Origin of the sequence: Geobacillus sp. ZGt-1, assembly GCF_001026865.1 — a bacterium.
GTDB lineage: Bacteria > Bacillota > Bacilli > Bacillales > Anoxybacillaceae > Geobacillus > Geobacillus thermoleovorans.
On the sequence record NZ_LDPD01000008.1, the window covers coordinates 119,516 to 132,001 of the forward strand.

Genomic DNA, 12,486 nt, shown 5'->3' on the forward strand with positions numbered 1-12,486 from the left:
CAGTTTATTGACAAATATATCAAAGGCAACCGTGTCGGCATGGTATATAACGCCGGCGAACAAAACTCAGTCGCTCAAATCGAACAGGTGAAAAAGGCGATGCAAGGAACGGACTTGCAAATCGTTCCTGCATCAGTATCGACATCAGCAGAGGTGAAGCAGGCGACCGAGTCGCTCGTCGGCAAAGTCGATTGTCTGTACATCATCACCGACAACACGGTCGTCTCGGCGCTCGAGTCGGTGATCCAGGTGGCGAATGAACACGACATTCCGCTTTTTGTTGGTGAACTGGATTCCGTCAAGCGCGGCGGTTTTGCGGCGTACGGGTTCGACTATTATGACATCGGCTACGAAGCGGGGGAAATGGCGGCGCAAATTTTGCAAGACGGCAAAAAGCCAGCCGATTTGCCGGTGCAATATCCACAAAAATTGAAGCTTGTCATCAACAAAAAAGCAGCGCAAGAAATGGGCATCAAGCTCAATCCGGAATGGGATTCCATTGCGGAATATATTGAATAAGCGGCCGTCCCTCCTTCGATGAAGGAGGGGGGCCAAAAAAGTAGGGAAAAGTGCGTTTTGGCACTCAACGTGTCACATGCGCCTTTGGTGTGTTTCCGAAAAGGTAGGTGAAAAGTTGTGTGGACAGCGATGTTCAGTTCCGTCGAAGCCGGCTTGATTTACGCCGTGATGGCGCTCGGCGTCTATTTATCGTTTCGCATTTTGGATTTTCCCGATCTGACGGTTGACGGCAGCTTCGTCACCGGCGCGTCCGTCGCCGCCGTGCTGATTGTCAATGGAGCCAATCCGTTTGCCGCCTCAGCCGCGGCGCTTTTGGCCGGCTTTGCCGCCGGGGTGTTGACTGGGCTTTTGCATACGAAAGGGAAAATCAATCCACTGTTATCCGGCATTTTAATGATGATCGCTTTGTATTCGGTCAATTTGCGCATTATGGGCAAATCGAACGTTCCGCTGTTGCAGCAGGAAACGGTCATCACAAAAATCACAGCCGCCTGGCGGCAAGCCGGATTGGATGCGGCGCTCAACCGACTCGTTTCCTTCACCGGTTTTGCGCCGCGGACATGGGCGGTGCTTGTGTCAATGGCGATTGTCGCGCTAATGGTCAAAGGGCTGTTGGATTGGCTGCTGAAAACAGAAGTGGGGATCGCCTTGCGGGCAACTGGAGACAACAAGCCGATGGTGGCGAGCTTTTCCGCCAACACCGATTGGTTGATCGTGTTTGGCCTTGGGCTGTCGAACGCGCTCGTGGCGCTTTCCGGAGCGCTCGTCGCCCAGTATGGCGGATTCAGCGACGTCGGGATGGGAATCGGGATGATCGTCATTGGGCTCGCTTCCGTCATCATCGGGGAGGCGTTGTTTGGCGCCCGTTCGGTCGCACGCGCGACGTGGGCGGTCATCGGCGGCGCCATCGTCTACCGTCTTATTTTGGCGCTCGCTTTGCGCGTCGAGTTTTTGGAGACGGGCGATGTGAAATTGATTACCGCGCTCATTGTCATGCTGGCGCTCGTCGTGCCCAACACGTTGGCGGCGCAAAAAGAACGGCAGCGGAAAAAGCGGAGGGTGCGGCAGTTGGAGAGGGGGGAAACCGTTGCTGGAGCTGAAACGAATTACAAAAGTGTTTAACGAAGGAACGGCTGACGAGAAAATCGCTTTGCGCGGCATTGATCTGACGCTTGCCCCCGGCGATTTCGTCACCGTCATCGGCAGCAACGGCGCCGGCAAGTCTACGCTCATGAACATCATTTCCGGACGGCTGTCTCCTGATACCGGCGAAGTGTGGATCAACGGCTGCGATGTAACCGCGCTCAAGGAGCATGCGCGCGCCCGCTACATCGGCCGCGTCTTTCAAGACCCGATGGCCGGCACCGCCCCGCATATGACGATTGAGGAAAATTTGGCGCTCGCCTACAACCGGACGAAGCGGCGCACGTTAAGTCTTGGCGTCACGAAGCAAAAGCGCGAGTGGTTTCGGGAAACGTTGCGAACGCTTCATTTAGGGCTTGAAGACCGGCTCGCCGCCAAAGTCGGACTTCTTTCCGGCGGGGAGCGGCAGGCGCTTTCCTTGTTGATGGCGACGTTTACAAAACCGGATGTGCTGTTGCTCGATGAACATACCGCCGCCCTTGATCCGGCGCGGGCGGAGTTGGTCACGGAGTTGACGAAGCAAATTGTTGAGCAGCACCGCCTGACGACGCTCATGGTGACGCACAACATGGAGCAGGCGATTCGCCTTGGCAACCGGTTGATCATGATGGATGGCGGGCAAATCATTTTTGCCGCAGAAGGAAAGGAGAAAGAGGAGCTGACGGTCGAGCGGCTGCTTGAGGCATTCCAACGCATCCGCGGCAGCCAGTTTGCGAGCGACCGCGCCGTGCTCAGCTCATAAACGAAATGAGGTGTCCTTCTTTGGCTAGGGGACACCTCTTCTGTTCGGCCGGCCGGTCAGATATTTTGGGTTTCTCGCTGCGTCGCTTGTCGGTAGGCGGCTTGCAGCGCCTTCGTCACCGCCCCTGGCGCGCCGCTTCGGATCACCGTTTCGTCGACTTGAATAATCGGGATAATCGCTGACGTCGTGCTCGTTAAAAACAGTTCGTCCGCCTCCGCAAGGTCGTTGGTGGAAAACGCTTCTTCGACAAATGGAATGCCAAGCTCAGCGCAAAACTGCTTCACTTTCGTGCGGACGATGCCGTTTAAAATCCGTGCGGTGGCCGGATGGGTGTACACCGTTTCATTTTTGACAAGGAAAATGTTTGACGAGCTGCCTTCGGTTACGACGCCGTCGCGATGCAAAATCGCTTCAAACGCTCCGCGCTCAACCGCTTCTTGTTTAGCCAATACGTTGGGCAATAAGTTCAAGCTTTTAATGTAACAGTATTCCCAGCGGACATCTTTCGTCAAAATCGTGCGCACCCCATGTGTCATTTCCTCGGTTTTCCGCGCCATCGGCTGGATGTAGGCGTACAAGTTCGGCCGGTTTTCCGCCGGAAACGCATGGTTGCGCGGGAAGCTGCCGCGCGTCATTTGCAAATACAAAATCGCATCTTCCTGCACATCGTTGAGGCGGCGAAGCTCCTCAAGCTGTTCGATGAGCTCTTCGCAGCCAAACGGAACGGATAGGCGAATGGCGGCCGCTGAACGGTACAGCCGGTCAAGATGCTCGCGAAGCCAAACGTATATCCCGTTATATAAGCGGACGACTTCGTAGACGCCATCACCGAATTGCAAGCCGCGCTCTTCCATCGGGTACGTGACTTGTTCATAACGGAAAATGCCGCGGTCGGTTAATACATACGGTTTCACTGACATGGACGTGCACTCCTTTTCTGTTGCCATCAATCATGAATCAGTTTGATTATATCATAGATTGGCCTCTTTCTGCGTTTGTCTCGTGTTTGGCGTGAGCGGAAACAATGAATGGACGTTCGGGTTGCGAAACGAAAGGAATTTTTAGACAATAAAGTTATCAATCTAGTCAAATGGAGGGGATGAATGGATGGAAACGACATGGGCAGCCGGCAAGATGGCGCCGTTTCGCCAAGGGGTGCAAGCAGGAGTAGCGATCGCCATCGGCTATATGCCGATCGCGCTGGCGTTTGGGCTGCTCGCCAAAACAACCGGACTGACGTTCGCTGAGACTGTGCTCATGAGCATCGTCGTCTTCGCCGGCGCCTCGCAATATATCGCGTTAAGTCTGCTTACCGCTGGCACTGGGGTGTTTGAAATCGTGTTGACGACATTCATATTAAACATTCGCCATTTTTTAATGTCGGCGTCCCTTAATGAAAAGGCTGAGCCGGACGCGCTTTGGAAAAAAGCGTTGTACGCCTTTGGCATTACAGATGAAACGTTTTCGGTGGCGGCGATGAAAGAAGGAACGATCAACGCCTCGTATATGTTTGGGCTCATTGCCATGGCGTATGGCAGTTGGGTCGTCAACTCGGGCATTGGTTATGCCGCTGGGGCCGGTTTGCCGGAAAGTTTGCAAGAAAGTATGTCCATTGCCTTGTATGCCATGTTTATCGGCCTGCTCGTTCCAGCGTTGAAAAAGCAGCGGAAAATCGTCTGGCTGGCGGGGCTGTCGGCTTTATTCAACTCGATCGGCACGTTTGCTCTTCACTTGTCGAAAGGCTGGTCGATCGTTTTGGCTACATTGTTGTCGGCCATCATCGTTCAATGGCTGACGAAGGAAGGGGGAAACGGCGGTGAATAGCACAATCGTATGGATGATCATCGGCATGGGGGTCGTGACGTATTTGCCGCGCCTGTTGCCGTTTGTGTTGCTCGGCGGCGTCGAGCTGCCGTCGTTTTGGCAAGGAGTGCTGAAAAATGTGCCGTATGCGGTGCTCGGGGCGCTCATTATTCCTGACGTTTTTTTCATCCAAGATGATTTTTGGTTCGGTGTCATCGGTTTTGCGGCGGCCGTCATCACAGCTTGGCTTGGGGCCAACGTCATGATCGTCGTGCTTGCGGCGGTTGCAGCGCTCAGCCTGTATTCGTTATTTGTTTAAAAAGGGAAGCGGACATCGCTTCCTCTTTTCCTTTTGCGACAGGTATGCAAACTTGCTGCATGGTTATGACAATTCCTCCATAATCGCCTCGTATACCTCATCGACATGAAATCGAGATGTCCCCATGCCGATTTGTTTGACGACACGACCGTTGCGGCCAAGCAAGTAGGCGAGCGTCGTGTGTACGATCATGCCGTTGCCCGGGTCGCGGTATTGAAAGTGGAAGGCGTCCGCTACTTTTTTCGTGTCCGCTTCACTGCCGCGCAAAAACACCCAACCTTGTCCGTCGCTCATGACTCCAAACGCATTGGCATATGTCTGCAGCTTTTCATTCGTATCGCGCGCCGGGTCGATCGTGATCGTGATGAATTCCACCTTGCTTCCAAATACCCCGGCTTGTTTTAGGCGATCGCGCAGTTTTGCCATTTGCGCTGTCGTATTCGGACAAACATCCGGACAGTTTGTATAAATAAACTCGACAAGCCTCACTTTCGGCGGAAGGTCGCCAAACTCGTATGATTTTCCCCATGCTGTTTCCATCGTCACGTCATTTGGAAGCCGCATCGTTGATGGCTGGTAGACAGCAAAGTACAGGATGCCGACGCTGATGCCGATGATGACAAGAGAGGCAGCTAACGTATACCATTTTTTCACCATTCATCACTCCTCAATATGATCATATCAAAAAAATTAGCGAAAAAATCGCGATGTTTATGAACAATATGCGACTATTTTCCTAATTAAAAAAAGTTTCAAAAAAAGGCTTGCACTTTCGTTTTTCTGTTATATAATAAAAACGTAAATAAAAACAATGTAATATAACAAAGAGAGATGGGGGAAGGAAAAATGGCGTCATTTGCTGAACGTGTCCGGCAATTAGAAGAAAGTTGGAAAAATGAGGAGCGCTGGAAAGGGATCGTTCGTCCGTACAGCGCTGAGGATGTCATTAAACTGCGCGGCTCGCTTGACATCGAGTATACGCTCGCTCGACGCGGGGCGGAAAAATTATGGAAGCTGCTTCATACAGAGGATTACGTCGCGGCCCTTGGCGCGCTGACCGGAAATCAGGCGGTGCAGCAAGTGAAAGCAGGCTTGAAGGCGATTTATTTAAGCGGCTGGCAAGTGGCGGCCGACGCCAACCTCGCCGGACAGATGTATCCGGACCAAAGCCTGTATCCGTCCAACAGCGTTCCGCATGTCGTCAAGCGAATCAATCAAGCGTTGCAGCGCGCGGATCAAATTCAATACTTAGAAGGCAGCGGGGACGTGGACTACTTTGTGCCGATCGTCGCTGACGCTGAGGCGGGGTTCGGAGGCCAACTGAACGTCTTTGAGCTCATGAAGGCAATGATTGAAGCCGGAGCGGCTGGCGTCCATTTTGAAGACCAGCTGTCATCGGAGAAAAAATGCGGCCATTTAGGCGGCAAAGTGCTTTTGCCGACGCAAACGGCGATTCGCAACTTGATTGCGGCGCGGTTGGCCGCCGATGTCATGGGGGTTCCGACGGTGCTCATCGCACGCACCGACGCGAACGCTGCTGACTTGATCACAAGCGACATCGACCCGCGCGATCAAGCGTTTATCACTGGAGAACGGACACCGGAAGGCTTCTATCGCACAAGAGCCGGTTTGGATCAAGCGATCGCCCGCGGGCTTGCCTATGCGCCGTATGCCGACCTCATTTGGTGTGAGACGAGCGAGCCGAATTTGGATGAGGCGCGCCGGTTTGCCGAAGCGATCCATGAGAAATTCCCCGGCAAGCTGCTGGCGTACAACTGCTCGCCGTCGTTCAACTGGAAGAAAAAATTGGACGATGAAACGATCGCCAAATTCCAGCAAGAGCTCGGCAAAATGGGATACAAGTTCCAATTTGTCACTTTGGCTGGCTTCCATGCGCTCAATTACAGCATGTTCGAACTGGCGCGCGGCTACAAAGAACGCGGCATGGCGGCGTACGCCGAGCTGCAGCAAGCGGAATTTGCCGCCGAGAAGTACGGATACACGGCGACGCGCCATCAGCGCGAAGTCGGCACGGGCTATTTCGACGAAGTCGCCCAAGTGATCTCCGGCGGCCAATCGTCAACAGTCGCTTTGAAAGGATCGACCGAAGAAGAACAGTTTACAGCCATCTAATGCCGATCACCAGCAAAGAGACGCCCGGCTTGGCCGGGCGTTTTTTGTTTGAGACGAAGAGCCTCCTTGCTTCCATCGCATAATAAGGAAAAAAATGACGCATCCTATGGAGTACAAGGAGGCGATGTAATGGAAAAGAATCAAGGCGATCTGCCGGAGCTGATGCCTGCCGAGTTTCGCGTCAGTACGGATCTTCATGTTGAGCAATGGTCGATGAATGAAGAGACGTATGCTGGCGACTCGGTCGGCGAGCATACCGCGTTGGAACAGGCGAATGAATATTTAGCGTCCAAAGAAATCGGCCAAACGTTCGAAAACTCCTAGAACACCCATGACGATTGTCATGGGTTTTTTTATTAGATTTTTTGCAAAATATAGAAAAAAATAACTACTGATGGTATGATAGGAGTAGTGAGCGAGTTGATTAAGGGAGGAGACGAACGGATGAAAGTCAATGAATTCATTGTATTGGAACAATTCATCGTAAGCCGTTATACGATGGCGGTTCTCCCATACTTTTTAAACAGCGATGTGTATGCGAAAGTCATTGAAGAGGACGGCGAATATATCATCAAACAAACGCCGATTGACATTATTAAACATAGTTGCGATTACTACGGAAGCAGCTTTCAAGGAAGGAAAGAAGGAACGAAAGCCGTCATTGGCATCACTCATAAAGCGCCGATCGCCATTGAACCGTCCAATGAAATTTACGTATTTCCAACCGCCTCTCCGCGTGACTCCCGCTGCGTTTGGCTCTCGCACATGCACGTCTATCGGTATGAGCCTGCCAAATATGAGCGGACCATCGTTTATTTCCGCAACGGAAAAAGCATATCCCTCGATGTTTCCTGCAAATCGTTCATCAACCAGTTATACCGAACGGCTCAACTTCGAACGAAATTATCCGAGCGGATGGAAGCGAGGGAGCGCAAACTCCAATACATATTTCGCATGCAGCAAGAAAAACAGAGTTAGCTGAACAAATTGATAAAAATGGTTTTTCCTAAAGATGAGTTCAAATTAGGCGCCTGGACGTGTAAAATAAAGATATAAACGGCATTTGAATGGGGAATAGACATGGATATGGAAACAATCAAACAATGGTTCACGCTCGACAGCATCCTTTCCCTGCTCGAACAATACCGCTCTTTCGGCGTGCTTCCCGGCATCGCAGCGACGTTGCTTGAGTCGTTTTTTCCCATTTTGCCCATGTTCGTCTTCGTGATGGCGAACGCAGCGGCGTTTGGACTATGGAAAGGGTTTCTGATCTCTTGGCTAGGCGCTTCACTTGGCTCGCTCATCGTGTTTTGGCTGACGCGGAAAGTGGGGCAGAAGCGTTTTTTTCACTTTGTCCGCCGCCACCCGAAAGTGCGGCAGTTTATGCATTGGATTGAGCGACACGGATTTGGTCCGCTGTTTTTGTTGTATTGCTTTCCGTTCACCCCATCGGCGCTTGTCAATATTGTTGCCGGACTGTCGCGCATCAGCCGCCAGCAGTTTGTATTGGCGGTGCTGCTAGGAAAGATGATCATGGTGTTTACCATCAGTTTTATCGGCTATGACTTGAAGGCGCTCATCCGTCAGCCGCTGCGCACGGCGATGATCGCCGCAGTCGTTCTGTTGCTTTGGTACGCCGGAAAACGGGTGGAAGCGCGATTTTCGTTGACGGAAGAACAAGGCGGCGAGGAGGGCGGGGAGTGACGAAGCAAAAAGAAAAACGAGGCCGCCGATGGCCATGGTTTGTTGCCGTTTGCGTTGTCGCCACGCTTCGGTTGTTCGTGTTCAGCAATTACGTGGTGGAAGGAAAATCGATGATGCCGACGCTAGAGAGCGGCAATTTGTTGATCGTCAATAAGCTTTCCTACGACATCGGGCCTATTCGCCGGTTCGACATTATCGTTTTTCACGCCAACAAAAAGGAAGATTACGTCAAGCGGGTTATCGGCCTGCCTGGCGATCGGATCGCGTACAAAAATGACATCTTGTATGTCAACGGAAAAAAAGTTGACGAACCGTATTTGCGCCCGTATAAACAAAAGCTGCTTGACGGCAGGCTGACCGGGGATTTTACACTTGAGGAGGTGACCGGGAAAACACGGGTGCCTCCCGGCTGCATTTTCGTTCTTGGCGACAACCGGCTTAGCAGCTGGGACAGCCGCCATTTTGGATTTGTCAAAATCAACCAAATTGTCGGCAAGGTGGACTTTCGCTACTGGCCGTTTAAACAGTTCGCCTTTCAGTTTTAACCTTAATCTCGAAAGGAGTCTTCCGCTTCTATAACGAAGTGAAGCTTCGCAGACCAATAAATGGATCCTTCGAAGCGAGGTTGTTCAGTCGTCCGACAGTCGCTGACATGTCGGCTGGCTCCACAAAAAGAAACAAACGTTAACGTTTCAGATTGCCTCTATATAACCCGCAGCCGAAGGGCGTTTTTTCTTCCCAAAAGCGAACATACGTGCTAAAATAAAACAAATAAAGGAAACGAATGGTGGTGGATACAATGTCGCTGCGGTTTTTGCTCGGACGGTCAGGAAGTGGGAAAACGGCTGTCTGCCTCGAAGAAATTCGCCGCCAGTTGCAAGAGGATCCAAAAGGAAGGGCGATCGTCTATCTCGTTCCGGAGCAAATGACATTTCAATGCGAATACGCGTTGATACATACCGAGGGAGTGGGCGGGATGATTCGCGCCCAAGTGTTCAGCTTCACCCGTCTCGCTTGGCGCGTGTTGCAGGAAACAGGCGGCATGACCCGGTACCATATTCATGATGTTGGTGTGCAGATGATGATCCGCAAAATTATTGAGCAACGCAAACAAGAGCTGAAACTGTTTGGCCGCGCGGCGGACAAACATGGGTTTATCGAGCAGCTGAACGAAATGATCACCGAATGCAAACGGTATTGCCTGACGCCGGGCGAACTCCGCCGACATGCCAAGGCGTTCGAGGATGGGCCAAGCCAGCCGGGTCGCCGCTTGCTCGCTGACAAGTTGAGCGATGTCGCGCTTGTGTATGAGGAACTTGAGCGGAGTCTTATCGGCCACTATCTTGATTCGGAAGATTATTTGCGCTTGCTCGCTGAGCATATTCCGCGCTCAAGTTATTTGCGGGATGCCGATATTTACATCGACGGCTTTCATCATTTTGCGCCGCAAGAATATATGATCATCGAACAGCTTCTTCGCCATTGCCGGCGCGTCACCGTTTGTTTGACGATCGACCGCCCGTATGACGACGGAATGCCGGACGAACTTCATCTCTTTTATTTGCCGGCGCAAACGTACCGCCAGCTGAGGGAGTTGGCGCTAAGCAATGACATTGCGATCGAAGAGCCGATCGTGCTTTCGGCCAACCGACGCCATGAAGACAGGGCGCTCGTTCATCTTGAGGCGCAATTTCACCGACGCCCGTTGCTTCCATATGGTGCAAAGACCGATGCCGTCCATCTTTATGAGGCGTCCAATCGCCGAGCGGAAATCGAAGCGGTCGCACGCGAAATCATACGCCTTGTCCGCGATGAAGGGGCGCGCTATCGCGACATTGCGCTGATCATCCGCCAGACGGAGGCGTACCGCGATCTGGTGAAAACGGTGTTTTTTGATTTTGGGATCCCGTATTTTATGGATGAAAAAGAACCGATGCACCACCACCCGCTCATTGAACTCGTGCGCGCTGCCTTAGAGACGGTCGTGACGCGTTGGCGATATGAAGCGGTGTTTCGGGCGGTGAAAACGGATTTGCTTTTTCCAACGGACGGCGATCTGCACATGTGGCGCGAGGCGGCCGACAAGCTCGAAAACTATGTGCTTGCTTACGGAATCAAAGGGGATAAGTGGACAAACAATGAGCGCTGGGCGTATCGGCGCTATCAGGCGCTTGACGGTTTGAACGTACCACAAACGGACGAAGAGCGGCAGTTTGAGGACATGCTCAATGAATGGCGCGAGGCGTTGGCCGCTCCGCTTCGCCGGTTGGAGCGCCGTCTGCGCCGGGCGGAGGACGGACGCGGGTTTTGTATGGCATTATATCTGTTTTTGGAAGAATTGCAGATTCCAAAAAAACTAGAGAAAATGAGCGCACAAGCGGAAGCGGACGGCCGCCTCGTTGAAGCGCGCCAGCATGAACAGGCGTGGAACGCCGTCGTCGATTTGCTTGACCAATATGTAGAAATGCTCGGGACAGAATCACTGCCGCTCGCTGAGTTTGTCAAGATTATCGAGGCTGGGCTCGATCGGTTGGAGTTCTCCCTTGTGCCGCCGGCGATGGACCAGGTGATCGTCGCTCAGCTTGATCGCTCTCGTTTAATTGACATCAAGTATGCGTTCGTCATCGGCGCCAACGATGGCGTTATTCCAGCAAAAGTGAAGGAAGACGGGCTGATGGCGGAAGTGGAGCGCGAGCAGCTGCGTGAGTTGGGAGTGGCGCTCGCCCCAGGGGGGCGGGAGCAGCTGTTTTATGACCCGTTTTTTGTCTACTTGGCACTTGTTTGTCCGAGCCGGCGGCTGTATGTTACATATCCGCTTGCTGATGGGGAAGGGAAAGCGTTGATGCCGTCGCCGCTCATCAAGCAGCTTACGGAACTGTTTCCGCATGCGCCGGTGCATCTGTGCGGCAACGACCCGTTCGACGCCCCGGCAGAAAAAGCAGAGGCGTTCGTGACCGCGCCGCGGGCGACGCAAACGTATTTGATCAGCCAGCTCCGAGCGTGGAAGCGCAACTACGGCATCGATCCGCTTTGGTGGGATGTGTATAACACGTTCATCGGCCATCGGGACTGGAAGGAGCAGGTGCGGCATGCCGTCTCCGCGCTCTTTTATACAAACGGAGCGACGCCGCTCAAAAAACAGTGGAGCCAGCGGCTGTACGGCAAAAAAATTCAGGCGAGCGTCTCGCGCATGGAGCAGTTTCAAAAATGCCCGTACGCCCATTTCGCATCGCACGGGCTGCGGTTGAAAGAGCGCAACGTTTTCCGACTTGAGGCGCCGGATGTTGGGCAATTGTTCCATGCCGCCATCAAGCAAATCGCCGACCGGTTGCGCGAACAGCATCTTGATTGGCGCGAACTGTCAAGACCAGACTGTGAACGGCTGTCGGCCGAGGCGGTCGAGCGAATCGCCCCGCTCATCCAGCAGCAAGTGCTTTCAAGCTCTCATCGCTATGAATATATGAAACGAAAATTGAAACACGTCGTTGCCCGTACAACCCATGTGTTAAGTGAGCATGCGCGGGCGAGCGGTTTCGTTCCGATCGGACTTGAGCTGTCATTCGGCCCCAATGGCGACCTGCCGCCGCTTCGGTTTCGACTGCCCGACGGAACAGTGATGGAGCTTGTTGGGCGGATCGACCGCGTCGATAAGGCGGAAAGCAGCCAAGGAGTGCTTCTTCGCATTATCGATTACAAATCGAGCGCGAAAACGCTCGATTTGACGGAAGTATATTACGGCTTGGCCCTGCAAATGCTCACCTACCTGGACATCGTGCTGACGTATGCCGAACAGCTCGTCGGACAGCCGGCCTTGCCAGCCGGGGTGCTTTATTTTCACATCCACAATCCGATCGTTCAAGCGAAGCAATGGGTGGATGATGAGGTGGAAATGGCGAAAAAGTTGCTTGAACCGTTTCGGATGCGCGGGCTGTTGCTCGCTGACGTCGAGGCGATCCGGTTGATGGACGGCCGAACGGAAGACGGACAATGGTCGCTGATTGTGCCCGCTCAGCTTACGAAAAGCGGGTCGATCCATTCGCGTTCGTCGGTGGCGAGTCCATCCGACTTTGCCGCGCTCCGCCAGCATGTCCGCCGTTTGTTCATCGACATCGGCGGGCAAATC

Annotated in this window: 13 protein-coding genes; 11 read left to right on the plus strand and 2 right to left on the minus strand. The window is 53.0% G+C overall.

The window, feature by feature from the left end; all coding sequences use genetic code 11:
- From VU18_RS18980 to VU18_RS02815, 3 genes are all read left to right on the plus strand, one after another.
- Positions 1-519: ABC transporter substrate-binding protein (locus VU18_RS18980; protein ID WP_047757627.1), on the plus strand; the 519-nt coding region annotated here is incomplete at its 5' end.
- A 129-nt stretch (positions 520-648) separates the two neighbouring features.
- Positions 649-1,641 carry an ABC transporter permease gene (locus tag VU18_RS02810; protein ID WP_011230173.1) on the plus strand — a complete coding sequence of 331 codons (993 nt, stop codon included), beginning with the start codon at positions 649-651 and terminating at the stop codon, positions 1,639-1,641.
- Positions 1,607-2,404, plus strand: a complete 798-nt coding sequence (locus VU18_RS02815) for an ABC transporter ATP-binding protein (protein WP_011230174.1) — start codon at positions 1,607-1,609, stop codon at positions 2,402-2,404. Before VU18_RS02810 ends, VU18_RS02815 begins: the two co-directional genes overlap by 35 nt.
- 56 nt (positions 2,405-2,460) lie before the next feature.
- On the opposite strand, the gene dat is transcribed toward VU18_RS02815, so the two are convergent.
- Complete coding sequence (gene dat, locus VU18_RS02820) at positions 2,461-3,324, minus strand: D-amino-acid transaminase (protein ID WP_011230175.1); 864 nt, start codon at positions 3,322-3,324, stop codon at positions 2,461-2,463.
- A 187-nt stretch (positions 3,325-3,511) separates the two neighbouring features.
- Between dat and VU18_RS02825 the strand changes: the two genes are divergently transcribed.
- Together VU18_RS02825 and VU18_RS02830 are read left to right on the plus strand one after the other, a co-directional pair.
- Complete coding sequence (locus VU18_RS02825) at positions 3,512-4,228, plus strand: AzlC family ABC transporter permease (RefSeq protein ID WP_014195014.1); 717 nt, start codon at positions 3,512-3,514, stop codon at positions 4,226-4,228.
- Entirely contained in the window at positions 4,221-4,526 is a 306-nt protein-coding gene (locus tag VU18_RS02830) for an AzlD domain-containing protein (protein WP_011230177.1), read from the plus strand. Before VU18_RS02825 ends, VU18_RS02830 begins: the two co-directional genes overlap by 8 nt.
- A 63-nt stretch (positions 4,527-4,589) precedes the next feature.
- On the opposite strand, the gene VU18_RS02835 is transcribed toward VU18_RS02830, so the two are convergent.
- Positions 4,590-5,180 (minus strand): SCO family protein, encoded by a 591-nt coding sequence (locus VU18_RS02835; protein ID WP_011230178.1) that lies wholly within the window; start codon positions 5,178-5,180, stop codon positions 4,590-4,592.
- A 192-nt stretch (positions 5,181-5,372) separates the two neighbouring features.
- Between VU18_RS02835 and aceA the strand changes: the two genes are divergently transcribed.
- From aceA to addB, 6 genes are all read left to right on the plus strand, one after another.
- The gene (aceA, locus tag VU18_RS02840) at positions 5,373-6,659 is read left to right on the plus strand and encodes an isocitrate lyase (RefSeq protein ID WP_011230179.1); all 1,287 of its coding nucleotides are present in this window, start codon (positions 5,373-5,375) and stop codon (positions 6,657-6,659) included.
- Between the two features lie 129 nt (positions 6,660-6,788).
- Entirely contained in the window at positions 6,789-6,983 is a 195-nt protein-coding gene (locus tag VU18_RS02845) for a hypothetical protein (RefSeq protein ID WP_011230180.1), read from the plus strand.
- Positions 6,984-7,103: 120 nt separating this feature from the next.
- On the plus strand, positions 7,104-7,637 hold the full coding sequence (locus VU18_RS02850) for a competence protein ComK (RefSeq protein WP_014195018.1): 534 nt from the start codon (positions 7,104-7,106) through the stop codon (positions 7,635-7,637).
- A gap of 102 nt (positions 7,638-7,739) precedes the next feature.
- Complete coding sequence (locus tag VU18_RS02855) at positions 7,740-8,363, plus strand: TVP38/TMEM64 family protein (RefSeq protein ID WP_013146210.1); 624 nt, start codon at positions 7,740-7,742, stop codon at positions 8,361-8,363.
- Positions 8,360-8,908, plus strand: a complete 549-nt coding sequence (lepB, locus tag VU18_RS02860) for a signal peptidase I (RefSeq protein ID WP_011230183.1) — start codon at positions 8,360-8,362, stop codon at positions 8,906-8,908. The genes VU18_RS02855 and lepB overlap by 4 nt, the downstream gene beginning before the upstream one ends.
- A gap of 254 nt (positions 8,909-9,162) precedes the next feature.
- Positions 9,163-12,486: helicase-exonuclease AddAB subunit AddB (gene addB / locus VU18_RS02865; protein WP_304413644.1), on the plus strand; the 3,324-nt coding region annotated here is incomplete at its 3' end.

Coding starts and splice junctions, on each gene's coding strand:
- VU18_RS02810 (WP_011230173.1), top strand. CDS start 649: ATGTTCAGTTCCGTCGAAGCCGGCTTGATTTACGCCGTGATGGCGCTC.
- dat (WP_011230175.1), bottom strand. CDS start 3,324: ATGTCAGTGAAACCGTATGTATTAACCGACCGCGGCATTTTCCGTTAT.
- VU18_RS02825 (WP_014195014.1), top strand. CDS start 3,512: ATGGAAACGACATGGGCAGCCGGCAAGATGGCGCCGTTTCGCCAAGGG.
- aceA (WP_011230179.1), top strand. CDS start 5,373: ATGGCGTCATTTGCTGAACGTGTCCGGCAATTAGAAGAAAGTTGGAAA.
- VU18_RS02845 (WP_011230180.1), top strand. CDS start 6,789: ATGGAAAAGAATCAAGGCGATCTGCCGGAGCTGATGCCTGCCGAGTTT.
- VU18_RS02850 (WP_014195018.1), top strand. CDS start 7,104: ATGAAAGTCAATGAATTCATTGTATTGGAACAATTCATCGTAAGCCGT.
- VU18_RS02855 (WP_013146210.1), top strand. CDS start 7,740: ATGGATATGGAAACAATCAAACAATGGTTCACGCTCGACAGCATCCTT.